24 protein-coding genes are annotated in these 26,345 nt (G+C 66.4%); 17 read left to right on the top strand and 7 right to left on the bottom strand.

The window, feature by feature from the left end; translation table 11 throughout:
• Positions 1–87 precede the first annotated feature (87 nt).
• Positions 88–852 carry an SDR family NAD(P)-dependent oxidoreductase gene (locus ACO06P_RS08260; protein ID WP_420349531.1) on the bottom strand — a complete coding sequence of 255 codons (765 nt, stop codon included), beginning with the start codon at positions 850–852 and terminating at the stop codon, positions 88–90.
• A 96-nt stretch (positions 853–948) separates the two neighbouring features.
• Positions 949–1,971, bottom strand: coding sequence for a substrate-binding domain-containing protein (locus ACO06P_RS08255; RefSeq protein WP_420349530.1), 1,023 nt, complete (start codon positions 1,969–1,971; stop codon positions 949–951).
• A gap of 198 nt (positions 1,972–2,169) precedes the next feature.
• Here ACO06P_RS08255 and ACO06P_RS08250 point away from each other — a divergent pair, with 198 nt between their 5' ends.
• From ACO06P_RS08250 to ACO06P_RS08210, 9 genes are all read left to right on the top strand, one after another.
• Positions 2,170–2,886 carry an SDR family NAD(P)-dependent oxidoreductase gene (locus ACO06P_RS08250; protein WP_420349529.1) on the top strand — a complete coding sequence of 239 codons (717 nt, stop codon included), beginning with the start codon at positions 2,170–2,172 and terminating at the stop codon, positions 2,884–2,886.
• A gap of 48 nt (positions 2,887–2,934) precedes the next feature.
• Complete coding sequence (locus tag ACO06P_RS08245) at positions 2,935–3,567, top strand: TRAP transporter small permease (RefSeq protein WP_421938192.1); 633 nt, start codon at positions 2,935–2,937, stop codon at positions 3,565–3,567.
• Between the two features lie 3 nt (positions 3,568–3,570).
• On the top strand, positions 3,571–4,875 hold the full coding sequence (locus tag ACO06P_RS08240; RefSeq protein WP_420349527.1) for a TRAP transporter large permease: 1,305 nt from the start codon (positions 3,571–3,573) through the stop codon (positions 4,873–4,875).
• A gap of 41 nt (positions 4,876–4,916) precedes the next feature.
• Positions 4,917–5,966 (top strand): TRAP transporter substrate-binding protein DctP, encoded by a 1,050-nt coding sequence (gene dctP / locus ACO06P_RS08235; RefSeq protein ID WP_420349526.1) that lies wholly within the window; start codon positions 4,917–4,919, stop codon positions 5,964–5,966.
• Positions 5,967–6,103: 137 nt separating this feature from the next.
• Positions 6,104–7,024, top strand: coding sequence for a hydroxyacid dehydrogenase (locus tag ACO06P_RS08230; RefSeq protein WP_420349525.1), 921 nt, complete (start codon positions 6,104–6,106; stop codon positions 7,022–7,024).
• Positions 7,021–7,914 carry a PfkB family carbohydrate kinase gene (locus ACO06P_RS08225; protein WP_420349524.1) on the top strand — a complete coding sequence of 298 codons (894 nt, stop codon included), beginning with the start codon at positions 7,021–7,023 and terminating at the stop codon, positions 7,912–7,914. The genes ACO06P_RS08230 and ACO06P_RS08225 overlap by 4 nt, the downstream gene beginning before the upstream one ends.
• A complete protein-coding gene (locus ACO06P_RS08220; protein WP_420349523.1) occupies positions 7,911–9,002 on the top strand; it encodes a tagatose 1,6-diphosphate aldolase in 1,092 nt (363 codons plus the stop codon). Before ACO06P_RS08225 ends, ACO06P_RS08220 begins: the two co-directional genes overlap by 4 nt.
• A complete protein-coding gene (locus ACO06P_RS08215) occupies positions 9,002–10,360 on the top strand; it encodes an L-fucose/L-arabinose isomerase family protein (protein ID WP_421935170.1) in 1,359 nt (452 codons plus the stop codon). Before ACO06P_RS08220 ends, ACO06P_RS08215 begins: the two co-directional genes overlap by 1 nt.
• The gene (locus ACO06P_RS08210; RefSeq protein WP_420349519.1) at positions 10,357–11,448 is read left to right on the top strand and encodes a Gfo/Idh/MocA family protein; all 1,092 of its coding nucleotides are present in this window, start codon (positions 10,357–10,359) and stop codon (positions 11,446–11,448) included. The genes ACO06P_RS08215 and ACO06P_RS08210 overlap by 4 nt, the downstream gene beginning before the upstream one ends.
• 106 nt (positions 11,449–11,554) lie before the next feature.
• Here the strand turns inward: ACO06P_RS08210 and ACO06P_RS08205 are convergent, their stop codons facing one another.
• Together ACO06P_RS08205 and ACO06P_RS08200 are read right to left on the bottom strand one after the other, a co-directional pair.
• Positions 11,555–12,448, bottom strand: coding sequence for a helix-turn-helix domain-containing protein (locus tag ACO06P_RS08205; RefSeq protein WP_420349518.1), 894 nt, complete (start codon positions 12,446–12,448; stop codon positions 11,555–11,557).
• A gap of 436 nt (positions 12,449–12,884) precedes the next feature.
• Positions 12,885–13,808: a LysR substrate-binding domain-containing protein gene (locus ACO06P_RS08200; protein WP_420349517.1), complete on the bottom strand. Its 924-nt coding sequence runs from the start codon at positions 13,806–13,808 to the stop codon at positions 12,885–12,887.
• Positions 13,809–14,034: 226 nt separating this feature from the next.
• Between ACO06P_RS08200 and ACO06P_RS08195 the strand changes: the two genes are divergently transcribed.
• Both ACO06P_RS08195 and ACO06P_RS08190 read left to right on the top strand, forming a co-directional pair.
• Positions 14,035–14,835 (top strand): hypothetical protein, encoded by an 801-nt coding sequence (locus ACO06P_RS08195; protein ID WP_420349516.1) that lies wholly within the window; start codon positions 14,035–14,037, stop codon positions 14,833–14,835.
• A 226-nt stretch (positions 14,836–15,061) separates the two neighbouring features.
• Positions 15,062–15,253, top strand: a complete 192-nt coding sequence (locus ACO06P_RS08190; protein WP_421935169.1) for a YdcH family protein — start codon at positions 15,062–15,064, stop codon at positions 15,251–15,253.
• A 24-nt stretch (positions 15,254–15,277) separates the two neighbouring features.
• Here ACO06P_RS08190 and ACO06P_RS08185 read toward each other — a convergent pair whose 3' ends face one another.
• Positions 15,278–17,068, bottom strand: coding sequence for a sugar phosphorylase (locus tag ACO06P_RS08185; RefSeq protein ID WP_420349514.1), 1,791 nt, complete (start codon positions 17,066–17,068; stop codon positions 15,278–15,280).
• Between the two features lie 227 nt (positions 17,069–17,295).
• Between ACO06P_RS08185 and ACO06P_RS08180 the strand changes: the two genes are divergently transcribed.
• From ACO06P_RS08180 to ACO06P_RS08155, 6 genes are all read left to right on the top strand, one after another.
• Positions 17,296–18,381, top strand: coding sequence for a substrate-binding domain-containing protein (locus ACO06P_RS08180; protein WP_420349513.1), 1,086 nt, complete (start codon positions 17,296–17,298; stop codon positions 18,379–18,381).
• A gap of 45 nt (positions 18,382–18,426) precedes the next feature.
• Positions 18,427–19,770, top strand: a complete 1,344-nt coding sequence (locus tag ACO06P_RS08175; RefSeq protein WP_420349512.1) for an ABC transporter substrate-binding protein — start codon at positions 18,427–18,429, stop codon at positions 19,768–19,770.
• 80 nt (positions 19,771–19,850) lie between these two features.
• Complete coding sequence (locus tag ACO06P_RS08170; RefSeq protein WP_420349511.1) at positions 19,851–21,170, top strand: carbohydrate ABC transporter permease; 1,320 nt, start codon at positions 19,851–19,853, stop codon at positions 21,168–21,170.
• Position 21,171: 1 nt separating this feature from the next.
• Positions 21,172–22,422, top strand: coding sequence for a carbohydrate ABC transporter permease (locus ACO06P_RS08165; RefSeq protein ID WP_420349510.1), 1,251 nt, complete (start codon positions 21,172–21,174; stop codon positions 22,420–22,422).
• Between the two features lie 5 nt (positions 22,423–22,427).
• On the top strand, positions 22,428–23,714 hold the full coding sequence (locus ACO06P_RS08160; RefSeq protein ID WP_420349509.1) for an MGH1-like glycoside hydrolase domain-containing protein: 1,287 nt from the start codon (positions 22,428–22,430) through the stop codon (positions 23,712–23,714).
• Positions 23,714–24,772 (top strand): ABC transporter ATP-binding protein, encoded by a 1,059-nt coding sequence (locus ACO06P_RS08155; RefSeq protein ID WP_420349508.1) that lies wholly within the window; start codon positions 23,714–23,716, stop codon positions 24,770–24,772. Before ACO06P_RS08160 ends, ACO06P_RS08155 begins: the two co-directional genes overlap by 1 nt.
• A 12-nt stretch (positions 24,773–24,784) precedes the next feature.
• Here the strand turns inward: ACO06P_RS08155 and ACO06P_RS08150 are convergent, their stop codons facing one another.
• Positions 24,785–25,546 (bottom strand): ABC transporter permease, encoded by a 762-nt coding sequence (locus ACO06P_RS08150; protein WP_420349507.1) that lies wholly within the window; start codon positions 25,544–25,546, stop codon positions 24,785–24,787.
• Positions 25,543–26,331 (bottom strand): ABC transporter ATP-binding protein, encoded by a 789-nt coding sequence (locus tag ACO06P_RS08145; protein WP_420349506.1) that lies wholly within the window; start codon positions 26,329–26,331, stop codon positions 25,543–25,545. The genes ACO06P_RS08150 and ACO06P_RS08145 overlap by 4 nt, the downstream gene beginning before the upstream one ends.
• Positions 26,332–26,345: the final 14 nt, after the last annotated feature.

Below are 26,345 nucleotides of genomic sequence, written 5' to 3'. Positions count from 1 at the left end.
GCGGCACAGAATCACTGCGTAGAGTTGTGCGGTCGCTGTCTCTATCGCCCCAGAGAAGCGGCGCGCTGCAACCCGGCGAAGGCGCCGTCAGATCGACGCCAGATAGCCGCCATCGACGAAGACCAACTGTCCGGTGACGTAGGCCGAGGCCGGCGCGGTCAGAAAAACGCAGGCGCCCACCAGGTCGTCCAGCTCGCCGAAGCGTCCCATGGGGATCTTCGTCAGCATGGCCGCGCGCCAGGCCTCGTCCTGATAGAAAACCTCCGTCAGTTCGGTGCGGAAGTAGCCGGGGCCGATGCCGTTGACGCGGATACCCCTGGGCGACCACTCGCTGCTGAGGGCCCGGGTCATGCCGAGCAGCCCGGTCTTGGATGCGGTGTAGGGCACCGCTGTCGGCACGCCGACGGCCGAGGTGAGCGAACAGGTGTTGACGATGGAGCCTGAAAGGCCGGCCGTCAGCAGGCGCTCCGCGAAGTGCCGTGCGACAAAGAAGGCGCCCTTCAGGTTGGTGTCGAGGATGCGGTTCCAGAGCGCTTCGTCGACATCGACGGAGGCCCGCACCTCTTCCATGCCGGCGTTGTTGATCAGGACATCGGCCCGCAGGCCGGCGTCATCCATCTGCCGGAAGAGCGCGCTGATGTTTTCGGGGTCCGAGACATCTGCTGCAAAGACTTGCGCCTGGCGGCCGTGAGCGCGCACCGCTGCAGCTGTGCCCTGCAAGGCGTCTTCCGAGCGGGCGGCAAGGACCAGATCGGCGCCGGCGTCCGCCAGGCCGATGGCAAGGGCCCGGCCGATCCCGCGGCTGGCCCCGGTGACCAGGGCTGTGCGGCCCTCAAGGCTGAACAACGACATTGCGCATCTACCCCCCCCGGCTCCCGCTCTTCAGTCTGCAATCGCAGCGACTGGGGATCATAGCGGCTGGCGCAGCGCGGGATAGCCCTTGTCTGGTTAGAGACCGGCGGCTGCCAGTGATGCCGGGGCGGGGCCGGTGGACTCGCGGACGATCAGGGAGGTCTCGATCTCCACCGCCCGCGGCGTCTCTTCGCCGTTGAGACGCGCAAAGAGCATGTCGGCAGCGCGGCACCACATCTCCTGCGTCGGCACGCGGATGGTGGTGAGCGAAGGTTTCAGGTGGCGGGAGAGCACGAGATCGTCGAAGCCGACCACGGAGACCTGCTCGGGGATGCGAACGCCGCTGTGCTGGGCTTCCAGGATTGCGCCGAAGCCCTGTACGTCGTTGCCGCAGATGATCGCCGTCGGCGGCTCCGGCAAGGACATCAGGTCGCGGAAGGCGGCGCGGCTCTCGGCAATGTCGTAGCGGCGTTCCAGAACCCGGTCGTCCGGCAGGATCAGGCCGGCATTGGCCAGCTCCGCGCGCACGCCGCGGACGCGCCCGATGGCGCGGTCGTTGTCGGCGGTGATGCCGGCGATCATGGCGAAGCGCCGGTGGCCGAGCTGCAGCAGATAGCGCACCGCCTTGGTCGCAACGCCGGCATTGTCGAATCCCACGCAGTGATAGGGCCGCTCGGGCGAGTAGACACCGGTATTGACGAAGGGTGTACCGTGGCGCGCCAGCAGGGCGAGGCAGTCGCGGGTATGGGTCTCGCCCATCATGATGATCCCGGCGGCCCGCTGCTCCAGGAAGCTGCGGACGACCTGGTGCTCTTCTTCCGGGTCGTAGTTGCTCGATCCGATCAGCAGATGGTAGCCGCGGTCGTTCAGATGAGCCTGCAGGGCCTCCACGCCGGCGGCGAAGATCGAGTTGTCGATGGAGGGGATTATGGCCCCGATAATGCGGCTGGAGCGGCTCGACAGCGAACGCGCGGCGCCGTGGGGGATGTAGCCCAGGGCCGCGATTGCTTCCTCCACCGCGCGGCGGGTTTCCGGTTTCACGTAGTCCGCCTTGTTCAGAACCCGCGAAACGGTGGCGGTGGAGACCTGGGCCGCCGCCGCCACCTCGGCAACGCTCACGCGCGCTCCGCGGTTCTGTAATCGTTTACGCATATTGATCCGTAACTCAGGCCGCCATCAGAAAACATACCGTAAAAGTCAAGCTTACAGGGAAATTCCTGCTTGCAGCAAGACCGGACTTATGTAAAGGCTTACATAAACAGCGACAGTGTTCGCATGAAAAGCGTCTTGCGACTGTCGGTGGGGGATTGTGCCTCGATGGCCGGATTGGATGGAACCATAGCGATTACCGGGGCCGCCGGGGGCATCGGCCAGGCGCTCTGCGCGCTGTTGTCCGAAGCCGGCTGCCGTCTCCATCTGATCGACCGGGAGGAGAGCGGCCTGCAGGATCTGGCCGGGCGGCTGGGTGCGACCGCCGGGGTTCAGGCGACGGACGACGCTGCGGGCGCGCGGGCGGCGCTCGCGGCTGCTGAAGGGCCGATCCACGGTTTCGTCCATCTCGCAGGCTCGATGGAAGACGATCCCGATCTGGGCGACGACCCCGCTGTCTGGGACCGCACCATGAACGACAATCTGCGCAACGCCTACGATTTTGCCACCGCGGTCGGCGAGCGGCTGCCGGAGGGAACCATGGGGCGCCTGGTCTTCACCTCCTCCCTGGCTTTTCGCCGCGGTGCGGTGGATGCGGTGGCATACTCCGCCGCCAAGGCTGGGCTGGTTGGGATTACCCGGGCGCTGGCCCGCAGGTTCAAGACGCGCGCCACGGTCAACGCCATTGCCCCCGGCATCATTCTCACCCGCATGCCGGAAAAGGTGATCGAGCGCCGCGGCGACTTCCTCTTGAAGGAGATTCCGCTCGGCCGCTTCGGAGCACCACGGGAGGTTGCAACCGTGATACGGTTTCTGCTGAGCGAAGACGCCAGCTACATCACCGGGCAGTGCATCAACGTCGATGGTGGCCAGGTGATGAACTGAAGGACTTTGGGCGCCGCGCCGGGAGAAGCGCGGGCCGGGAGGAAGTGAATGGTTGTCATGCTGACTCGCGCGATCGGCTTGCTGCGCCTTATAAACCGCGGCTTCGAAGCGATGCTGCGTCCGATCATCATTGTCACCGTGATCGCCATGCTGGCCACGGTCGTCTGGACGGTGGTGGCGCGCCTGTCCGGCATCAGTGCGCCCTGGACGGAAAAGGTGATGCTGATCCTGCTGCCGGCCCTGGCCTTTATCGTGGCGCCGATCGCTTATCGCCGTGCGTCCAACGTGGCGCTGGACATGCTGCACGACATGCTCCCGCATTTCCTCCAGCGGGTGCATTCGCTGCTGCTCCACGTGCTCATTCTGAGCCTGCTGTTGATCGCCCTCGATCTGACGCTGCGCAAGATCGGCCTGAAGTGGGACGGGCTGACCCTGGTTCTCGACGGCATTTTCGGCCTCGACCTCAACTCCATCCGGCCCTTCAAGGCCAAGATGCGCATCCCCGTGCTGGGGTTGGAGTGGCGCTACGTCTTCATGGTGATGCCGGCGGCCATCGCCCTGATGATCATCGTCAATGTGGAGATGCTGCTGCGCTACACCCTGGGCCTCTTCGATCCCGACAACCGGCTGGTGCGCCCCGTGCGTTCCTTCGAGGATGTCGCAGCGAACGTGGAGGAATAGGCGATGCAGACCGCTTTTCTCTGGCTCTTCCTCGCCTCGCTCGCCCTTTCGATCCCGGTGATCTTCGGCCTGCTGGGGGCCTCCGGCATCGTCGTCGCCAACGATCTGGGTGCCGAGTTCGATCCGCGCGATCTCAACTCCCTGCTCAGCCAGGTTTTCTCCGGCATGTCCTCGGTGCCGCTGATGGCGCTGCCGATGTTCATCCTGGCCGGCGAACTGATGAACGCCGGCGGCATCACCGAGCGCCTCGTGCGCTTCAGCCAGTCGCTGATCGGCCATCTGCGCGGCGGCTTGGCGCAGGTGAACATCCTGAGCTCGATCCTCTTCGCCGGGCTGTCCGGTTCGGCGGTCGCCGACACCTCTGCGCTGGGGTCCATGCTGATCCCGGCAATGGAGAAGCAGGGCTACACCCGGCGTTTCGCGGCGGCGGTGACGGCGGCCTCCAGCGTCATCGGGCCGATCATTCCGCCGTCGGGCATCATGATCATCTACGCCTTCATCATGGGGGTGAGCCCCGCCGCCCTCTTCGCCGGGGGCATCGTTCCCGGGTTGATGATCGGCAGCGGGCTGATGTTCGTCACCTGGCGCCTGGCCAAGAAGTACAACTTCCCGGTTGCCAGCCGCCGTGCCTCGGCCCGCGAGGTCGTGGCCGCGGGGCGCGAGACCTTCTGGCCGCTGCTGACGCCGATCATCCTGCTGGGCGGCATCCTGACCGGTTTCTTCACGCCGACGGAAGCCGCAGGGGTCGCCGCGTTCTATGCGCTGATCGTTTCGGTCTTCGTGATCCGTGCGCTCCGCATCGGCGATCTGCCGGCGACCTTCTACCGCGCCGCAGTGGCCTCGGGCATCATCCTCATGCTGATCGGCGCTTCGAAATCGTTCTCCTGGGTCGCCGATCAGGTCGGCGCAGCGCAGATGCTGGCCGACTTCGTGCTGTCGCTGACCGACAACCCCTATCTGCTGCTGATCCTGCTCAACCTGATGCTCTTCGTCGTCGGCATGTTCCTCGACGCCGGCCCGGCGATCCTGATTCTGGGCCCGATCCTTTCGAAGGTCTTCGTCGGGATCATCGGCCTCGATCCCGTCCACTTCGCCATCATCATGTGCGTCAACGTGACCGTCGGCTTGGCGACGCCGCCCATGGGGCTTGTGCTTTTCGTCGCATCGTCGATTTCGCGCGAGCGCGTCGAGGCGATTACAAAGGCCATCCTGCCGTTCCTGGCCGTGGAGGCCGGCGTGATCTTCCTGATCACCTTCTTCGAAGACCTGGTGCTGTTCCTGCCCCGCGTGATGGGGCTTCATTCGTGAGACATCCAAAACCGAACAATAACGCGAACAAGGAGGAAAGAATGAGCTTCTGGAAAACCCTCGCGGCCGGTGCCGCCGCCGTCACTCTGACAATGGGAGCGGGTGCCGCGCTGGCGGCCGACACCACGCTGAAGATCGCCTTCCTGGGATCCGAGGACGACGAGGATTTCGACGGCTCGCTGGTGTTCAAGAACTACGTCGAAGCCACGTCGAACGGGGCGCTGGCGGTGGACATCTTCCCCAACGGGCGCTTCTGTTCCAATGCGGACGAATGCTCCGAGGCGCTGCTCGACGGCCGGCTCGACATCTACATCACCACCAACGGCGGCCTGGCGGGCTGGTATCCCCCGGCCCAGTTTCTCGACCTGCCCTATCTCTTTCCCAACGACCGCGTAGCCGAGTGCGTCTTCGACGGACCGCTCACCGCGAAGATCCGCGAAGCGGTGCTGGAGGATGTCGGTGCGGCGCGTCTGATGGCCATCTCCAATACCGGCGGCTGGCGTAACATCGCCACCACCAGCAAGCAGGTGAAGAGCCCGGAAGACGTCGAGGGGCTGAAGCTGCGCACCATCGGCGCCGACATCCAGATCGAGCTGGTGAAAGCGCTCGGTGGTTCGCCGACGCCGATCGCCTGGCCGGAGGTCTATACTTCGCTCGGCACCGGTGTCGTCGAGGGCACCAAGAACGGCATCACCGACATCGTCAACATGAAGTTCCAGGATCATCTGAAGTACATCTCGCTGGACGGCCACGCCTACATGGGCGCGCTCTGGTGGATGAACGAGGATGTCTTTCAGGGCCTGCCGGACGACCAGAAGCGGATCGTCTATGACGGCTTCCAGGAGTTGAAGATGACCGCCCGGGTGCTGCCCAAGCGCAAGGCCGTCGATGCCTTCCAGGCCTTCGTCGATGCCGGCGGCACGATCTACACCCCCACGGCGGAGCAGAAAGCCGCCTTCCAGGCGGCCGCCAAGCCGGTCTGGGATTGGTATGAGGAGAACTTCGGCCGCGAATGGATCGACGCGGCCCAGGGGGCGGTGTCCGCCTGCGAGGCCTCGCTCGAGGCGGAGTTCGAGGCGGCTTCGCAGTAGCCGTCTTGTAAGACCGTGTTCGGGACCGGCAGCGTGCCGGTCCCGCGGTGACCGATCCGGGCGCCCCAGGTTCGTTCTTGGGGGCGCCCGGATTGCGCCGGGACCGTTGGAACCTTTTGGAGTGATGTAAGGAGCCTATGCCGCAGCCTGTTGTCGTTGTCTCCGAGTTCATGGCCGAGGCGGCCGTGGCCCGCCTGGCGCAGAGCCGCCAGACCTTTTACGACCCGACCCTGGTCGATCGCCCCGCGGACCTGCAGGCGCTGCTGGGTACCGCCGAGGCGCTGGTGGTGCGCAACCGCACCCAGGTGATGCCGGACCTTCTTGCCGCCGCGCCGGCCCTGCGCGTCGTCGGGCGGCTGGGCGTCGGCCTGGACAACATCGATCTGGCCGCCTGCGCGGCGCGCGGCGTCGCGGTCCGCCCCGCGCGCGGGGCGAACGCCGATGCGGTGGCCGAATACGTCATCTCGGCAGCGCTGCAACTGCTGCGCGGCCGAGCTTTTTTCGCGACCGAGGACCTGCGCGCCGGCGGCTGGCCGCGCGCCGCCTGCCAGGGCCGGGAGGTGGCCGGGCGCAGCCTGGGCCTTCTCGGCTTCGGCGACATCGCCCGGCGCACGGCGCGGCGCGCGCAGGCGCTCGGCATGACCGTGATTGCGCATGATCCCCTGGTGGAAGCGGCGGAGGGCGTGGATCTGGTTTCTCTGGACGCGCTGCTGGAGAGGGCCGACGTCCTCAGCCTCCACGTGCCGCTGACGGAGACGACCCGTTGGCTTTTCGATGCCGGCGTCTTGGGCCGCATGAAGCCCGGCGCCGTTCTGATCAACACCGCTCGCGGGGGTATCGTCGACGAAGTTGCCCTGGCCGAGACCTTGAAGGCCGGACGCCTGGGCGGGGCTGCGCTCGATGTCTTCGCCAAGGAACCGCTGGATGGAGTCTCTGCGGCGGTGTTTCGCGAGGTGCCCAACCTGATCCTGACGCCGCATATCGCCGGTGTCACCGAGGACTCCAATGAGCGTGTCAGCGAAATGATCGTCGATGCGGTGCTGGAGGAACTGGCATGACCCTGCGCGTCGTCTGCGCCGGCATTGCCGTGCTCGATCAGGTGTTCCAGGTCGAAGGCCTGCCGGTTGACGCCACCAAGTACACTGCGGTGTCGCGCCGCGAGGTGGCCGGGGGCATCGCCGCAAACGCCGCCATGGCGGTGGCACGGCTCGGTGGTGCGGCCCGGCTGGTCAGCCGGGTGGGTGCGGACGCCGCCGGTCAAAGCCTGCGCGCCGTGCTCGCCGCTGCCGAGGTCGACTGCTCGGGGCTGCACACGCCGCCCGAAGGTGCCACCGCGACCTCCGCCGTCTTCATCGACCCCCGCGGGGAGCGCATGCTGATCAATCACAAGGACCCGGCCCTGTTCCGGGGCGCTCCGGACAGCGCCTCCTTTGCCGGGGCCGATGCGGTGATGTGCGACCTGCGCTGGCCCGAAGCGGCGCGCATGGGGCTGCAGGCAGCGGCCATTGCCGGCGTGCCGGGCGTGCTCGACTACGACACCGCACCGGAAGAGGCCCGCGATCTGGTGGCCCGGGCGAGCCACGTCATCTTCAGTGCCGCCGGCCTGGAGAGCCTGCAGCCGGGGGATCGCCGGGCCGCGCTTGCGGCCGTCGCCGAGCGCTATCCCGGGGTTGCCTTTGCGGTGACCGCAGGGGCAGAGGGCGCCTTTTGGATCGCGGCCGGGCAGAGCGGTAAGGTGCCGGCGGTGCCGGTGCAGGCCGTCGATACGCTGGGCGCCGGCGATGTCTACCACGGCGCTGCGGCGCTTGCGCTGGGGGAGGGCAAGGCCTTCCCCGAGGCCCTGCGCTTTGCCTCTGCGGCGGCGGCCCTGAAGGTCGCCCAGCCCAGCGGCCCCGGCGCCTTTCCGACGCGACAGGAAGTAACCAGCTTGTTGGAGACCAGATTATGAGCGCCCCCCAAGCCGCCCCGTCTCAGTCTGTTCGGTCTATTGTGTTGAGCCCCGGCAAGTTCTGGGGCCTGCGCCGCATGGCCGACGGTGGCGGCCGCTTCAAGATGCTGGCGGTCGATCAGCGCCCGCCCATCAAGAACCGGGTCGCCGAGGCGCGCGGCGAAGATCGTTCGCGCTACGCCGATGTGCGGGCGGTGAAGCGCGCCCTGATGGCGGCGCTGGCGCCGCATGCCACGGCGGTGCTGGCCGATCCCACCTACGCGTTGAGCGACGCTATGACCGTCCTTGCGCCGCACCACGGGCTCGTAGTTACCCTGGAGGACTCGGTTTTCGGTGAGGGCAGGGACGGCCGTCTGTCCAAGGCCATCGACGACTGGTCGGTCTCCAAGATCAAGCGGGCCGGCGGCGACGCGGTCAAAGTGCTGACCTGGTATCACCCGGACCAGGATGCCGCCTCGCGCCAAGCGCAACTCGATTTCACCAAGCGGGTGGGCGAGGCCTGCGCGCGTTACGACATTCCCTTTCTGCTGGAGATGCTGCTCTATCCGCTGGCGGGTGATGTCGGGCAGACCAAGGACTATGTGGAGCAGGCCGGCAAGCGGACCGACCACGTTCTGAAAACGGTGGAGACTTTTGCCGCGCCGGACTATGGCGTCGACGTCTTCAAGCTGGAAAGTCCGATCCCCGCCAAGGATGTGCCGCCGCCGGGCGATGCGGCGACGGCTGCGCTCTTCGCTGAGATGGATCGCCTCGCCGGGCGGCCCTGGGTCATGCTCTCCGCCGGCGCCAGCCAGGCCGCCTTCCGCAACGTCCTGCATTATGCCTTCGACGCCGGCGCCAGCGGCTTTCTCGCGGGCCGGGCAATCTGGTGGGACGCCTTCCAGCACTTCCCGGATATGGCGGCGATGGAGGCGGCGTTGTCCGGCCCGGCGGCCGACTATATGAAAGAGTTGAACGCCCTCGCGGACGCCAAGGCCCGCCCCTGGACCGGCTGGTTCGACGATGGGATCGAGGGCCTGCCGCGGCCGGTGGGCTGGGAGAGCGAGTGGATGCAAGGCGCCTACGCCGATCTGGAAGGGAGGCTCTGATGCGGATCGCAGTCTTTTGCCTGGCGCGCCCGACCTTCGACGTGGACTTGGCGTCACAGACGGCCGAGACGGCCGTAGCCTCGCTGGCGGCGAGCGGCGCCGAAGTTCTGGGCGATGCCCAGCTGTTGATGGATGCGCCTGCCGTCGAAGCGCGCCTGGACGCCGTAAAGGAACAGCCGCTGGACGGTGTCCTGATCGTCCAGGCCACCTTCTGCGATGCTGCCATGACATCCGCGATCGGCGCCACGCTCGCGGCGCCGGTCGCGATCTGGGCCTTTCCGGAACCACGGGACGGCGGGCGTCTGCGGCTGAACTCCTTCTGCGGTCTCAGCCTCGCCTCCCACGCCCTGGGCAAGATCGGCCGGCGCTGCGGCTGGCTGCATGCCCCGGCGACGGCCAGTCCTGACCTGGCCGCGCTCTTTGCGGACAGTGGTGCGGGCCCGGCGCCGCGTGCGGCCCGGCCCGGGGCGGCGCCGGGCCTGGCCTGCCGGGTCGGCCTGGTGGGCGAGCACCCGGCGGGCTTCGACACCTGCGGCTTCGACGAGGCGGAGCTGACCTCCCGCTTCGGCGTCGATGTCGAGCGCATCGACCTGGAGACGCTGTTCGCCGCGGCCAGGGCCGCCGACGGCGCGCGGATCGGCGCGCTGAAGAGCCAGGCCGCCGAGCGCCTGGAGGGCATCGAAACCCTTGATGGCGAGCAGGTCGAGCGCTCGCTGCGCTGCTACAGCGCCCTGCGCGACATGGCGGAGGAACGCCAGCTCGACGGCTTCGCGGTGCGCTGCTGGCCGGAGACCTTTACCGAGTACGGCTGCGCGGTCTGCGGCGCCATGGCGACCCTGAACGGCGAGCGCATTCCGGCCTCCTGCGAAGCGGACATGCTGGGGACGGTGGGTTCGCGCCTGCTGCAGAGCCTGGCCGACGGGCCGGCCATGCTGACCGACATCGTCGACTTCGATGCAGAAGACGACACCGCGGTGCTTTGGCACTGCGGCCTTGCGCCGCTCGATTTCTGCGACCCCGACTTCGCGCCGCGGGCAACCATTCACACCAACCGGCGCATGCCGCTGCTGCACGAATTCCCCCTGAAGCCCGGGCGCGTCACCGTGGCGCGCATCAGCCAGGCGCAGTCGGAACTGAAGATGGTGGTGGGGCGCGGGGAGATCCTGCGCCGGCCGATGTCCTTCACCGGTACTTCGGGGGTCATCCGCTTCGACTGCGGGGCGGAGGTGGCGCGCCGCGCTCTCATCGATGCTCAGTTGGAGCACCACGTCTCCATCACCTATGGCGACGTAAAGTCCGGGGTCGAGGCCGCCGCCGCGGCAGCCGACCTCCCGCTTCTGGACCTTGACGCCCTGTGACGGCTGCGGAGACGCTGCGCTACGGCGTCATCGGCGGCGGCATGATGGCGCGCGAGCATATCGCCAACCTGGGGCTGATCCCCGGCTCGGCGGTGACTGCCATTGCCGACCCTGACAGCGGCCAGCAGGCGCTCAATGCCGAGGCGGCCCCCGATGCCGCGCTGCTCGACGATGCCGCGGCGCTGGTGGGGCGGGACGACGTTGACGCGGTCATTGTCGCCAGTCCAAACCACACTCACCTGGACGTCCTGGAGCAGGTCTTCGCCGGGCCGCCGCGCCCGGTGTTGGTGGAGAAACCGGTCGTCACCACGCCGCACCTCGGGGAGCGGTTGAACGCGCTGGCGGCCTCCTGGCGGGCGCCGCTCTGGGTTGCCATGGAATACCGCTACATGCCGCCCATCGCCGCCCTCCTGGAGGAACTGCGCAAGGGCGTGGCGGGGCCCCTGAAGATGCTGACGATCCGTGAGCACCGCTATCCCTTCCTGGAGAAGGTCGGCCACTGGAACCGCTTCAATGCCAACACCGGCGGCACCATGGTGGAGAAGTGCTGCCACTTCTTCGATCTCATGCGCCTGATCCTCGACGACGAGCCGCGGCGCATCTTCGCTTCCGGCGGCGCCGACGTGAACCACCGGGAGGAGCGTTACGGCGGGCGGCGCCCGGACATCATCGACAACGCCTATGCGGTGGTCGACTTTGCCGGCGGTGCGCGGGCGATGCTGGAACTCTGCATGTTCGCCGAGGGCGCGTGGTTTCAGGAGGAGATCACCGCGACCGGTGTGAAGGGCCGCGTTGCCTGCAGCATCCCGGGCCCTGAGCGGCGGATCGGCGGGCATGCCCGCGAGGCGATGCTGGAGGTCTCCCCCCGCGATCCGATCGATCCACGGCGCCGTCCGGTGCCGGTCGATCCGGCGGTGCTTGGGGCCGGCGAGCACCACGGTTCCACCTACTACCAGCACCTGCGCTTCCGCGAGGCTGCGCTGGGGCGCGGTGCCGTAGAGGTCACCCTCGCCGACGGCTTGAAAGCCGTTGCCATGGGGGCGGCCGCGGAACGCTCCATCGCCGAGGGCGTCCCTGTCGACCTCTAAAGCAGATTCGGGCTTGACGGAACCGCACTGGAGGTTCGGGAAGACGGCCGGCGCCTACGCACGCCAAGCTGGGACTCAGGCGCCCATTGCGGGTGAGGCAATGGTTCTAACCCCGTACTTCCTTGCGGTAGCGCCCGGGGGTGACGCTGAGCTTCTGGCGGAAGACGTCGGTCATATGACTTTGTGACGCAAAGCCGCAGGCATAGGCGATCTCGACGATTGGCATGTCGCCCGCGGCCAGCAACTCCTGAGCGCGGGCAATGCGGCGTGCGAGAACGTACTGGTGCGGGGTCTGGCCGGTCGCGGCCTTGAAGGCCCGGGCGAAGCGCAGCTGCGGCAGGCGCGCGAGATCGGAAAGATCGGTGTTGGAAAGGTTCTTGCCGAGGTTCACCTCGATGAAGTCGTCGATTGCCTGAAGCGTTCGCGACGGCATCGCGCTTACGGTTTCGTTTTCCGCTGCCGACTTGCGCTCCGACAAGCTCGACAAGATGGCGATCATGCTTACGAGCGCTCCTTCCACAAACAGATTGCCATTGGGGTTTCCTGCCTCGCTCTCGCGCCAGAGCTTCATGCAGAGCTGTTCGAGGAAGGCATCGCGAAACGGCTCGGCGTGCAGCCGCCCGAAATCGCCGCTGAAGCCCGGACGACGGTCGTCCAGCACCTCGCGCACGGCCTCGATCGGCAGGATGAAATCGATGACTTCGTGGTGCCCTTCCGCAATGATCTCGTTGGCGACGCCGGGGCCCTGAAGGTCGAAGTCGCCATTGCGAAATCTCCGCCTTATGCGGCCGGCCCCCAGATCCCTGACCGTGTGGCCTTCGGATCGCAGGATCTTGTAGAGAATCAGGTCCGGTTGGGCCGGGTCCGAGAAGTCGCCTGGCGGTTGTGCTGTGCGGAGCATTCTGAGCGGCCGCTGTCCGACCGAGCGTTTCTCCACGACGAACTGCGCATAGGGGCCCCGTGACAGAAAGTCAAAATGGTCGGCGTAGTCTCCTCTCACCCACACACCTCCTTTCGACAGCGCTGCTGCGCTGTTCCTTTGGCGACCGGACCCGCGTGCCTCCGTGCCTGGCGGGCTTCTCCGTTGCGGACACCGGGTGCGTCTTTTCCGGAAATGCTCCGCCGTTGCCCGGCGTGCTCAGCGTGACCGCCACGCAAGGCCAAAGAAGTCCGAAAACTTTGTACAGACATTAAGGTCAGGGCCGTCAGCGGCCTGCACGCGCCTCCCAGAGCGCTCAAGTTGTTCGGCTTTGCAAATAGTGGTCGATCTGCGCCAAGTCCAGGGCAAAGATATGTGCTTTTGCAACTATAGCAGAGTGTGATGGTTCGAAAGGAGACGCCGATTAATGCTCGGCCTCTATTCCGCACTGGCTGCGAAGCCTCATGCACCCAGAGGCAGCGCGGCTGCTCGGCCGGCCCGTCTGTGCTGTGGTGGGCTAGCTGAGAACCGTCACCTCCGGCACGCCGCTCTTGATGATGCCGCGCATGACGCCGGCCAGGGAGGCGAATTCGTCGCTGCGGGCCGAATGCCGGCGCCAGACGAGGCCTATGCTGCGGCTCGGGGGCCGGCTGCGCAGCGGGCGGACGACGACTTCTTCGTCCTTGGGAATCTCCGAGCGGACGTAGAGCGCCGGCAGGAACGTCAGCCCCATACCCATGCCGACCATCTGGCGGAGAGTATCGAGGCTGGTGCCCTCGTAATCCAGCGACAGCCTGGCGCCGTAGACTTCGCAGAGCTCACGAACCTGGGCATGAAGCTGGTAGCCGCGCTCCAGGCCCAGGACGGTTTCGCCTTTCAGGTCGGCGCGCTCCGCGAAATCCTTGACCGCCAGTCCATGATCGCTCGAGGCTGCGATCAGCAGCGGCTCGCGGAACAGCCGCGCAACTGTCAGATCCGCGCCCTTTACCGGCAGCGCGAAGATCAGAAGATCGAGGCGTCCTTCGTCGAGATCCTGCAGCAGTGCGTTGGGGGAACCCTCGCGGATATAGAGTTTCAGCTTCGGGTAGCTCAGGTGCAGCTCGGGCAGGATGTGGCGCAGCAGGTAGGGGCCGAGTGTAGGGAGAACACCCAGACGCAGGGTTCCCCCCAGAACGCCCTTATCCTGTTCGGCGAGCTCAACCAGATCCTGCACATGGCGGAGCACGACGCGTGCGCGGGCGGCGATCTCCTTGCCGATGGGGGTGAGGACCACCTTGGCGCGGCTGCGCTCGACCAATTGTACGCCGAGGCGTTGTTCCAGTTCGCGCAGCTGGCCGCTCAGGGTCGGCTGACTGACGTGGCTCAGCTCGGCCGCCCGCCGAAAATGGAGGGTATCGGCAATAGCCACCAAGTAGCGCAGCTGCTTGAGCGAGGGGATCACGGGTCCGGCTTCCCTTACAGAACAGGAATCGATTGAAAAGACCTATCAAAGACGGCGTACATATCGTGCTTGACGATGAGGCTTTCAACCTCCGCGGTGCCGCAGGGCGCCAGGAAGATCGGGAATTCCTATCAACGGCTCATTGAAGGGCGATTGGATCGTCGCCTTGGCGATCCCCAGATCATCAGGTGACCTTAGACAGAGCCTGGGACGGAGGAGAAAAAGGATGGTGTGGCGCTTCCTGAAGCACTACGGCATGAACAAGGCGACCGGCGTGCTGGAAGACTTTACCGCAGCGGTCGTGGCCTTCGATCCGGAGACCGCAAGCCGCGCTCAGATCGACATGATGCAGGCCGAACTGCACAAGCTGGGCGGGCGCCTTGCCGAGGCGGAGGCCGAGGTGCGCCGCGAACACCAGGAGACTGAGGCGCTGCGCCGGACTTATGAGGAGTACCTCCAGGCCGCCCGGACGCTTGAAGCCAGGCTGAGGGATGAAGAAAACGATCAGGCGAGGGCCGAGATCGAGGCCAGCCTGACCAAGGCGGTCACCAAGCTTGAGCAACTGAAGCCCGAAATCGAGCGGGAAGAGCAGGAGGACCACGAGGTAGAAACCTGGCGCGCAGAGCTGCGCCGCTCCTTCGAGGAGCTTGGCCAGAAGCTGCGGCAGGCGCAGGGCGAACTGACCACTGCAAAGCGTCAGCTGGAGATGGCCCGCCTGCGCAAGGAGCGCGCCGAGGTGCAGGACAAGAGAGCCCGCGAGGCGGCGGGCGTCACGGGGTCGATCTCGGCCCTTAGTGTGGCACTCGATGCCATGAACCAGCAGACCGCGAAGTTGCGGGCGGAATCGGAGACGCTGCAGCTGAAGGCGGGGCTCTTTCAGACCGAGCAATTGGAGAGCGATCCGCATTTCGCGGCCGCCCTCACGGCCGCGCGCGGCACCGCCGGAAAAGAGAAGAAGAGCCTGTCGGAGCGTTTGGCGGCGTTAAACGGGCGGTCGGCGCCTCACCACCTGAGCGCCGCTGAGTAGCGTTCCGCTTCCCCCGCCGGGCCTGTCGGGACCCGCAGTGCCCACGGCACGCACTGCGGACCCGGCAGGCCCGGCCAAAGGCGGGCGGGGAGATCGGTAAAGCCCTGACCCGCAGATGTCCTGAACGGTAACCTTATGGGAGACCTGCACTATGCGCGTAGCTCAAGCCAGAAAAGCCAAGACCCGTCCTGGCTCGGGTATCGCCAGTCGCTACAGGGCGCTGCTGATGACGCATCGAAGCCTGGATGAGAAACTTGAGGCGGAGTTGAAGCGACCGATGCCCGACACGGCGATCGTGCGGCGCATCAAGCGGCGCAAGCTCAGCATCAAGGACGAGCTGGGGTCGATCCAGCGGCTTTTCGAGGCCATGGGAACCGGAGTCGAGCGGGCGACCGCAAAGGCAGGCGCCCTGCGCTGACGGCTCCAGCGCTGAAGGTTGACGTCAGTCCGCGGCGATCCAGGCCGCTTGGTAGGGGCCAAGCGCGAACCTGATCGTCTCTTCGCGCGGGTGTGCGACGGCCTTGTCGGCGATGAGGTCAATCAATCCTGTATCCGCGGCGAAGCCCAATGCCGCGCGCATTGCTTGGATCTGAACCGGCTCGCCGGAGACGTTCACGGTGACCCATATTCTGTCGCCAAAGCCGCTGCGCAGAATACTGAACACAGACCGCGGGGCCGGCACGACGGTCTGATCTGCGTTCGGGTGAAAAGCCGACCGGCCCCGTCGCAGCGTGAGGAGAGACAGGTGGGCGTCCAAGATCCGCCGCCGCAGGCTGGTCTGCTCCGCAAGCGCTTCCTCCAGAGTTTCGAAGTCCAGCCTGGCCCGATTGATCGAGCGGTTGCGCCCAGTCCTTGCCACGCCCGCCAAGTCGTTGCGTGACCCCAGCAGACTGTGGATGTAGATCGCCGGAACGCCGATGACGGAGAGCAGGATGGCCTCCGCCGCCTGAAACCTGGCGGCGCGGATCGCGTCGTCATCTCCGGGCGCCGAAACCGCGTCGACGAAGGACACGTTGAACTCGTAAGGGGCCTCCCTGCCGTCCGGCAGTGTTCTCAGGGAGACCAGCCCGCCGACCTCCTCGATCCTCGATGCCATGGCATCGATCTGCGCCGGGGTCAGAAGGCCTTCTGCGGGGCGCAGCCCGATTCCGTCATGAGAGGCGAGGAAGTTGAGGAAGGTTGTGCCCGGCCTGGGCGGTTCCAGCGCCGCTGCCCAGTCGGACAAGGGGCGCGCATCGCCAGTCTGAAAGGCGTAGAGCGTGAGCGGCGGCAGCGGAAACTGATACACCATGTGCGCTTCGTTGCTGCCATCGCCGAAGTAGCTGACGTTGTCGGCGTGGGGCACGTTGGTCTCGGTGATCAGCAGCGTACCCGGAACCGCAGCATCCACGACCAGGCGCATGATCTGGATGAGGGCATGGGTTTCCGGAAGGTGCATGCAGGTGGTGCCGAGCCTCTTCCAGAGAAAGCCAATGGCATCCAGGCGAATGAAGCGCGCACCCTGGTCGGCATAGAACAGCAACAGGTCGAGGATCTCCAGCAGGACCTCGGGCGTTTCATAGTTCAGGTCGATCTGGTCGTCGCTGAAAGTGGTCCAGACGTGCGCGCGGCCCTCGGTTGTTTCGACCGCCGTCAACAATGGGAGCGCGCGCGGTCGCGTGATCCGGCTGTAGTCGGCCTGCGGATCGCAGCGGTGGAAGAACGCCCTCCGTTCCGGGTCGCCGGCCAGAAAACCCTGGAACCAGGCGCTTTGCCGGGACACATGATTGATCACCGCATCGAACATCAGGTCGAAGCGCCGGGCCAGGCGGTCCAGGTCGCTCCAGTCGCCTGCCGACGGATCGACAGCGCGGTAGTCGATCACGGAAAAGCCGTCGTCCGAACTCGCCGGATAGAACGGCAGCAGATGCACCGTTGAGATGGCGTCGCCGACGTGGGCCGCCAGAAACGCCTCCAGCGTGGCGAGGGGTGTGGTGCTGCCCTTGCGGTCGCGGATGCTGTCGGCGTAGGTGATGAGCACGACATCGCTCTGATCGACCCAGCGCCCGGGGTGCCGGCGGCGTCGTGTTGCGACCATCGCCGTGATGCCTTCGACGAGGCGGTCCGCCCTGTCGCTGTCATAGACTTCCAGCAGGCGTGCGCGCAGCGCTGCGCCGAAAGCCGCATTTGGGCGCTTCGGCAGGATCTCCGGATGGGTCTCGTCGGCTGGCTGTCGACGCTCCGGATGGCTCATTCTTGCCCTTTTCTCTTTTGGCTGTTCCATGCTTTCACCGTTGCAGGCGGGCCCGGCCCGCCGGTGAGGCGCAGGCGCCGTGCAATCAGATCCTCCCATTTGAGTATGTATCGATCGGCGCAGATAAATGGTAGCGAATTCGGTTTCGGAAAGTTTCGTTGCAATTGGTTCCGATGCGGGACTACGGTTGTGCAAACAAGAAAACTCAGGGAGGAACCGCGGAGGCCATGGGCTCGCGCGGAAAAGTGACGATCGACGTGCTTGCGCGCGAACTCGATCTGGCCAAGAGCACCGTTTCACGGGCGCTGAACGGCTATCCCGATATCGCCGAAACCACGCGGGCCCGGGTGCAGGCCGCCGCTTTGGCTTCCGGCTATGCGGCTTCCAGCATGGCGCGCAACCTCAAGCGCGGTCGGGTCGATACGGTCGGTATCGTGTTGCCCGGCGAACAGCTCGATATCTCCAGCCCTTTCCTCGTGCAGTTCCTGCGAGGCGCCACCCGTGTCCTGGAGGGGCGCGGGATCGATCTGCTGGTCGCCAGCGCAACGGCGCCCGAGAAGTGGCAGGAGACCTATGACCGCCTCATCGTGACCCGCAAGGTCGACGGTTTCATCCTGACCCGCACACTGTCCAATGATCCGCGCGTCGCCTATCTGCGCGAGAAGGCAGTGCCCTTCGTCGCCTTCGGCCGCACGGCCACGTCCGAGAACTTTGCCTGGCTGGACGTGGACTGCGGTGCGGCGGCGGCGGAGGCGGTCGCCCATCTCGTTGCCCTCGGCCACCGCCGGATTGCCCACATCACGGCTTCGCCGACCGTGAACTTCGCACGTATCCGGCGCGAAGCGATCTGCGAGAAGCTGCTGTCCCTCGACCTCTACGATCCCGCGCTGGTAATCGAAGTCGGGCTGACCGCCGATGGCGGACGCAGCGCAACCGACGAACTGATGCGCCGCGACGAGCCGCCGACAGCCTTGATCTGTGATCTCGACCTCCTGGCTTTCGGCGCCATGGGGGCGCTGCGGGACCTCGGCCTCGACGTCGGCAAGGATGTCTCGGTCTTGGGATATGGGGACGTGCCGATGGCCCCGGTGCATTCGCCGCCGCTGAGCACCTGGTCGCAGGACGCCGACAGCGCCGGGTCCTGGGTGGCTGAAATGCTGATGGCCCTGATCAGCGGCACGGCGCCGGAAATCCTTCAAAGGGTCAGGCCTGCCGGCTTTGTGCGCCGTGCTTCGGACGGCGCCCCGGCACTCGACCCCACCGCCTTGCGGCGGCGTCTGGCCGATGGGCCCAACGCCGCCTTTCCATCTTAGGTCAGACGCGAAGAAGAACACCACAACACGGAAGGGAGCCCAGTTATGTCGATTCTCAGACCTCTCGGCCTGATGACCGCGGCGGCAATGATGTTCGCCGCGCAGACAGCCGCGGCCGAGACGATCCGCTTCTGGACCACCGAAGAACAGCCCGAGCGCCTTGCCAAGCAGCAGGCCCTGGCGCAGGAGTTTGAGGCCAAGACCGGCGTGACGGTGGAGGTCATCCCCGTCTCGGAAACCGATCTCGGCAAGCGCGCGACCGCTGCCTTTGCCGCGAACGACCTGCCGGATGTCATCTATCACACCCTGCAGTACGTGCAGCCCTGGGCCGAGGCCGGCATCCTGGACATCGACGCCAACACCGAGGCCGTCGAGGAACTCGGTCTCGATACCTTCGCGCCCGGCGCTCTGGCCATGGCGGACGTGGACGGAGATACCGCCGCGGTTCCGGTCGACGGCTGGACCCAGATGGTGGTCTATCGAAAGGATCTCTTCGAGGCCGCCGGGCTCTCCGCACCGGACAGCTATGCCGACATCGTCGCGGCGGTGGAGAAGCTGCACAACCCGCCGGAGATCTACGGTTTCGTCGCGGCGACCAAGATCGACGAGAACTTCATGAGCCAGGTGCTGGAGCATGTTCTGCTGGCCAACGGCGCGACCCCGATGTCGGCGGACGGCATCGCCGGCTTCGAAGAGCAGAGACTGGTCGAGGCGCTTGAGTTCTACAAGACAATCGCCAAGGCCTCGCCACCGGGCGAGTTGTTCTGGAAGCAGTCGCGCGAACTCTATTTCGCGGGCAAGGCGGCCATGATCATCTGGTCGCCCTTCATCCTGGACGAGCTGGCCGGCCTGCGCGATTCCGCTCCGCCGACCATCAACGACGACCCGACCTCGACCGAGCTTGCTTCAAAGACCGGGGTGGTCACCACCTTCGCCGGCCCCTCGAACCCCGACGGCGCGGCCTGGGCGGACATCCGCTACTTCGGCGTCACCAGCTCCGCCGACACCGACAACGCCATCGAGTTCGTGAAGTTCTCCATGACCGAAGGCTATGGCCAGACTCTCTCCATCGCGCCGGAGGGCAAGTTTCCGGTGCGCCGGGGCGATGACGGCAATCCCGACAAGTATGTCGAGCTCTGGTCGACGCTGCCGGTCGGTGTCGACCGCAAGGCGCCGCTGACCGAGCTCTACCCGCCCGAGGTGATCGACTCGATCGTGACCGGTCTCGATTCCGCTCAGCGCTGGGGCGTCGAGGAAGGGCAGCTTTCGGCGGCCTCCAAGGTGGTCAACAGCCAGGTCATCAACCAGATCACCCGGCGCTTCATCGACGACGAGATCTCGGCGGCCGAGGCGGCCAAGGCGATCAACGAGGAGCTCGGCAAGCTCTGATCGTTCCCCCGCGCGGGTCGGCGCAGCCGGTCCGCGCGACCAGGGGACAGGAAGAAGGGAGACTGGGGGAGGAAGGCGAAATGGCAGAAGTTGCGCAAAGCGGCGTCGTTCGGCGCGATGCGGAAGCGGCAGCCCCGCCGCAAGGTGTCGGCCCCCTGCAGAAGCGCGAGGCGCGGCTGGCCTGGACGATGCTGGCGCCGACCTTCCTGATCGTCGCCCTGATCGTCGCTCTCCCCCTCATTGCGAACTTCTGGATCTCCGCCAAGCCGATCCAGCTGGCCGATCTGCGCCCGCCCGAGGCCACTATCAACGAAAGGGTGAGCGGCGAGGCCGTGGCCGCGGGCGAGACCTTCCGCGTCACCTACACACTGCGTAATTCCTCACCCAACCTTCCGGTGCGCGGTGCCGCCTTCACCGATACCCTGCCTGAAGGCGTCGATCTGGCCGTCGACGACGAGCGCTGCGTGCTCTCCGGCCGCAACCTCACCTGCACCTTCGGCGATCTCGAGCCGCGCGGCCGGGAGCGGCTGCGCTTCGAGGCGACGGCGCAAACCGACATCTCCAACGTTGAGGCCCTGCTCGAGGGCACGGCGGCCATTGCCCAGGGCAGGGGCGAGAACGCGCTGACCAGCCTTTCCTTCACGGGGGAGAATTTCCGCAAGGTCTTCAATGCCACCGAGTTCTGGGATGTTCTCTGGACCTCGATCCTCTACACCGTCTTCGGCACCGGCGGCGCCCTGATCCTGGGCCTCTTCGCCGCCTTGCTGCTGGACCAGGCCTTCCGCGGGCGGGCCTTTCTGCGCGGCCTCTTCCTCTTTCCCTATGTCGCGCCCGTCATTGCCGTCGCTTACACCTGGGTGACCCTGCTGGACCCGAACTCGGGCGCGCTCAACGCCATCCTCATGCAGATCGGCGCAACGGAGGGCCCGATCAATTTCCTCGGCCAGCGCGCCGCAGGCGAGATCAGCCTCTTCGGTCTGACCGTCGAGTTCCCGTTGGCCCTGACGACGGTCATCGTCTTCGAGGCTTGGCGCTACTTCCCGCTTTCCTTCCTCTTCATCCTGGCGCGCATGCAGTCGATCAACACCGACATGTACGAAGCGGCGGAGATCGACGGGGCGACGCCCTTCCAGCAGTTCTGGCACCTCTCCCTGCCGCAGCTCGCGACGATCCTGGCGATCCTCTTCCTGCTGCGCTTCATCTGGACCTTCAACAAGTTCGACGACATCTTTCTCTTGACCGGCGGCGCGGCGGGCACGCGCACCCTGACGGTCAACGTTTACGAGCAGGCGATTGCGCTTTCGAACATCGGCGCCGGTGCGGCGGTCGCCGTGGTGGTGTTCTTCGTGCTGCTGGCCTTCGCCCTGGTGTTCTTCCGCTTCTCGCCGAAGGAGGATTGAGATGGCTGCTCTGACCCAGACCGGCGGGCACGGCCTGCGTTCGGGCCTTGCGGTTGCCGCGCTCGCCGGGCTTTCCTTCGGCCTTGTCTTCATGATTGTCGTGGGCGTGACCCTGGCCTTGGTGACCGGCTTGCCGGCGCGCCCGCCGGTCGGCACGGCGGCCCTGGCCGGCCTGGCCGCGGCCCTCTTCGTAACCTTTACGCCGGTCGAAAGGCGCAGCAACCGCACGCGCAGCTACGCCGCTTCGATCATGTTTCTGGTCCTGGTGATCTTCTCCCTCGGCCAGGTCTTCGGTCTGCCGCTTAGCGAGGGCAGCGTCTGGCAGCTCATCGGTCTTGCGGTCTTTATCGGCGTCACCGTGCAGTCGATCTGGCTCTGTGTCGGGGACGCGCCGGCGGGAACGGTGCGGCGCTATGACTTCGAGAAACTGGTGATCCGGGTGCTCAAAGGCCAGGGCTACATCTTCTTCACCGTTTTCGTGGTGCTGCCTTTCTACGTGATGGTGATGACGAGCTTCAAGAGCCAGGCGGAGCTTCTGGCCAATCCGCTCGACTTCTCCATCGATCTGGGCAAGGCGAACCTCTTCGGGAGCTACACCGAACTTTTCACCAAGTTCAACTTCGGCACCTACATCCTCAATTCGGCCTTTGTCTCTGTCAGTACCGTTTTCGTCACCCTGCTGATCGCGGTGCCGGGGGCCTATGCGGTGGCGCGGCTGCGCTTTCGCGGCCGCGATGCCTTCGCCCGCTCGATCCTGCTGATCTACATGGTGCCGGCCATCGTTCTGGTGTTGCCGCTCTACGCCGTCTTCAGCCAGCTCGAGTTGCGCAACACCATTCTGGGCCTGCTGATCGTCTATCCGGCGACAACCATCCCCGTCGCGCTCTACATGCTGCAGGGCTACTTCCGCGGTCTGCCGGCGGAGATGGAGGAGGCCGGCCTGATGGACGGCCTGACCCGCATCGGCGTGATCATCAAGATCACGCTGCCGCTCAGCCTGCCAGCCCTGGCCTCCGTCGGGCTCTATGTCTTCATGATCGCCTGGAACGAGTTCCTCTTCGCCTTCATGTTCCTGGACGACCCGGCCATCTTCACCCTGCCGCGCGGCGTCGCCTCGCTGAACTCCTCGGAGCTGCCGCGCGAACTGATGATGGGCGGCGCCGTCATCGCCACCGTGCCGATCATGGCGATCTTCCTCTGGCTCGAACGCTTCATGGTTCAGGGCCTCTCCGCCGGTGCCGTGAAGGGCTGAGTGCCGTGAGCGACCTCGACAAAGCGGCCGAGGCGGTGCTGCGGGCCAACGACCGCGGCGGCTATACCGTTCCCACCGCGGGGCTCTATCCCTATCAGTGGAACTGGGATTCCGCCTTCGCGGCCCTGGGCTTCGCCGAGTTCGACATCGACCGCGCCTGGCGCGAGCTCGAGACCCTTGCCGAGGGCGCCTGGCCGAACGGCATGTGGCCGCACATCCTCTTTCGTGCCGACGATCCGGACTACTTCCCCGGGCCATCGGTCTGGGGTGCCGGCACGAGCGTCGGCGCCCCCATTGCCTCTTCCGGCGTGTCGCAGCCGCCGGTGGCGGCCACGGTGGCGCGCATCCTCTACGAGCGCGATCCGGAGGCGGGGCTGGCGCGCCTGCGCGCGCTCTTCCCCAAGCTGCTGGCCTGGCGCGACTGGTTCCACCGCGACCGCCGGGGGCAGAGCGGCGCCATCCTGGTCACCCATCCCTGGGAATCCGGCCGCGACAATTCGCCGGATTGGGACGGCGCCATGGCCCGGGTTCCGATCCGGGATCTCGGTTCCTTCCAGCGCCGCGATACCGGCCATGTCGATCCCTCCATGCGCCCCACGAAGGACGACTATGACCGCTACCTGTCGCTGGTCGCCTGGGGCCGCGAAGCGGGCTGGGACACCCATCGTATCGCCGCCGAGGGGCCCTTCGCGGTCGCTGATCCGACCATGACCTTCATCCTGCTGCGCGCCGACCGCGATCTCCGCGTCCTGGCGGAGGCTCTCGGCGAGACCGAGGCCGCGGCCCGTCTGGGCGCCGACTGTGAAGCGGGTGCGGACGCCGCCGCAGCGCTGTGGTCCGAGGACCTTGGCGCCTATGCCGCCCGTGACGAGCGCAGCGGCGTCTTTGCCGACGGTGTCTCCTCAGCCGCCATGCTGGCCTGGTACGCCGATCTGCGCGATCCGGTCCATGAGCAACGCCTGCTCGCCACTCTGCACGATCTTCTCGATGCCGCGCCGCTCGCCGTGCCCAGCTTCGACCCCCGTCACCCGAAGTTCGACGCGCGACGCTACTGGCGCGGTCCGGTCTGGGCGGTGGTGAACTGGATGGTGGCCCGCGGCCTCCACGAAGCGGGCCACCAGTCCGAAGCGGAGCGGCTGCGCCACGACACCCGCCGCCTGATCGAAGGGGCCGGCTTCTACGAGTACTTCGACCCCTGCGACGGCTCCGGGGCAGGCGGGCCTGATTTCACCTGGACCGCAGCGATCTGGCTCGCCTGGGCGAGCCCAACGAAAAAAGAGGGATGGAACTGATGGGCGCTATCAGACTGCAGGCCGTCGAGAAATGGTTCGGCGATGCGCAGGTGATCAAGGGAGTCGACCTCGACATCGCTGACGGTGAGTTCGTCATCTTCGTCGGCCCTTCGGGCTGCGGCAAGTCGACCCTGCTGAGGCTGGTCTCCGGCCTCGAAGAGATCAGCCGCGGCAGCCTCTTCATCGACGACCGCGATGTGACCGCAGAGCCACCCTCGGGCCGCGGCCTTGCCATGGTGTTCCAGTCCTACGCGCTCTATCCCCACATGACGGTGGGAGAGAACATGGGGTTCGGTCTCAAGACCGCCGGGGCGCCGAAGACGGAGATCGAAAGCAAGGTGGCCGAGGCCTCGCGGGTTTTGAAGCTGGATGCGCTGCTCGACCGTCGGCCCAAGGACCTCTCCGGCGGCCAGCGTCAGCGTGTCGCCATCGGGCGTTCCATCGTCCGCGAGCCCACGGCCTTTCTGTTCGACGAGCCGCTGTCCAACCTCGATGCGGCGCTGCGCGTGGAGATGCGCTTCGAGATCGCCAAGCTGCACCAGTCGCTGGGCGCCACCATGATCTACGTGACCCATGACCAGGTGGAGGCCATGACCCTGGCCGACAAGATCGTGGTCTTGCAGGCCGGGCGGATCGAACAGGTGGGCAGCCCGCGCACGCTCTACGAACGGCCGGATAATCTCTTCGTCGCCCAGTTCATCGGCAGCCCGAAGATGAACGTGGTACCCGGCGGCGTGACCGACAGCCGCTTTGCCCTGCAGGGGCAGGGCGGCGGCCCTGCCCCCGCCTCCGCGGGCGGTGCCAACCGGGTCGGCATCCGCCCGGAGCATATCGCGCTGACCAACCCCGGCGAGGGGCACTGCAACGGCAAGGTGGAAGTGGCCGAGTATCTCGGCGCCGACGTGATGCTGTTCGTCGACTGCGATCCCTTGGGGGTCATGACAGTGCGCCACGTCGGCGATACCGCCGTGAAGCCCGGTGAGCAGGTCGGCCTGCGCTTCGACGAGCAGCGCATCCACTTTTTCGACGGTGACGGTCTGGCGGTGGGGCGCGCCTGACGGCGCAGGACTTCAGGCCGACTCCGCGCCGCGGAAGGCCCAGCCGACAAAGCGGCGCTCGATCAGGGCGAAGATCGCGTACATGCCCACACCCATGACCGCGATCACCAGCAGCCCGGCAAAGACCAGGGGCACGCGGAAGCTGGAGGAAGCGGTCAGCATCAGGTGACCCATCCCGGCGTTGCCGGCCACGGTCTCCGAAATCACCGTGCCGACGAAGGCCAGGGTGACGGCAACCTTCAGCGAGGCGAAGAAGTAGGGCATCGAGCGGGGAACCCCCACCTTCAGCAGGATGTCGATCTTGCGTGCCCCGAGGGAGCGCAGCACGTCGCGCAGCTCCGGCTCCAGGGTCGCCAGGCCGGTGGCGACATTCACCACGATGGGAAAGAAGGAGATGGTGAAGGCTGTGAGGATGGCCGGGATCGTGCCGATGCCGAACCACACCACCAGGACCGGCACGATGGCCACCTTGGGAATGCTGTTGAAGCCCACCAGCATCGGATAGAGCGCGGCATAGGTCAGGGCCGAGGCGCCGGTGACGAGCCCCAGCGCCAGGCCGAAGACCACCGCCATGCCGAAGCCCACGAGGGTCACCCAGAAAGTGTAGAAGGCGTTCTGCCAGATCGCCGGCCAGTACTGGATCAGGGCCGCCATCGCCTTGCTGGGGGCGGGCAGCACGAATTCGGGAATCGTAAAGAGGTGGACCGCGCCCTCCCAGAAGACGAAGAGCCCGATGGTGGCGAGCCAGGGGGCGAGCTTGGTGGAGGAGATCATGCCGCCCGCACCTCGCCGATGTGGTCGCGCAGACCGTGCACCAGGTCGACGAAGTCCTGATCGAAGGTGGACTCCAGGGTGCGCGGCCGCGGCAGGGTGATGGGGCGCTCGTAGACGATGCGCCCGGGGCGTTTGCTGACCACGTAGACACGGTCGGCGAGATAGACGGACTCGCGCAGGTCGTGGGTCACCAGAATCACCGTGAACTTGCGTTGCATCCAGAGGTCCTGCAGCACGCCCCAGAGCTCCTCGCGGGTAAAGGCGTCCAGCGCCGCAAAGGGCTCGTCCAGCAGCAGCAGGTCGGGCGCATGGATCAATGCCCGGCAGAGCGAGGTGCGCTGCTGCATGCCGCCGGAAAGCTCGTGCGGGGCATGGTTTTCGTAGCCTTCCAGCCCGACGATCCGCAGCAGCTCGTGGGCCGTCTCTATGTGCTCGGCCTTCTTGCGCCGGAAGCTGCCGCGGTGGCTGCGGCTCACCTCCAGCGGCAGCAGGACGTTCTCCAGCGTGGTGCGCCAGGGCAGAAGCGTGGCGTTCTGAAAGGCCATGCCGACCATGGTGAGCGGGCCGGAAACGGTCTCTCCGGCGACCCGGGCAATCCCGGAGTCGACCGGCATGAGGCCGGAGACGATCTTCAGGATCGAGGACTTGCCGCAGCCGGAGGGGCCGACCATGGCGACGAACTCGCCGCGGCGGATCTCCAGGGAGGCATCCGCGACCGCCGGCGGGCCGTTGCCGGCGCCGCCGTAGGTCATGGTCACCTGATCGAGCTCAACGAAGGCTGTCACGACTGAAAACGCAA

Source organism: Pelagibius sp. (assembly GCF_965227505.1).
Lineage (GTDB): Bacteria > Pseudomonadota > Alphaproteobacteria > Kiloniellales > Kiloniellaceae > Pelagibius.
The sequence above is the reverse complement of the archived record's forward strand: the minus strand, read 5'-3'. Positions and strand labels throughout refer to the sequence as shown.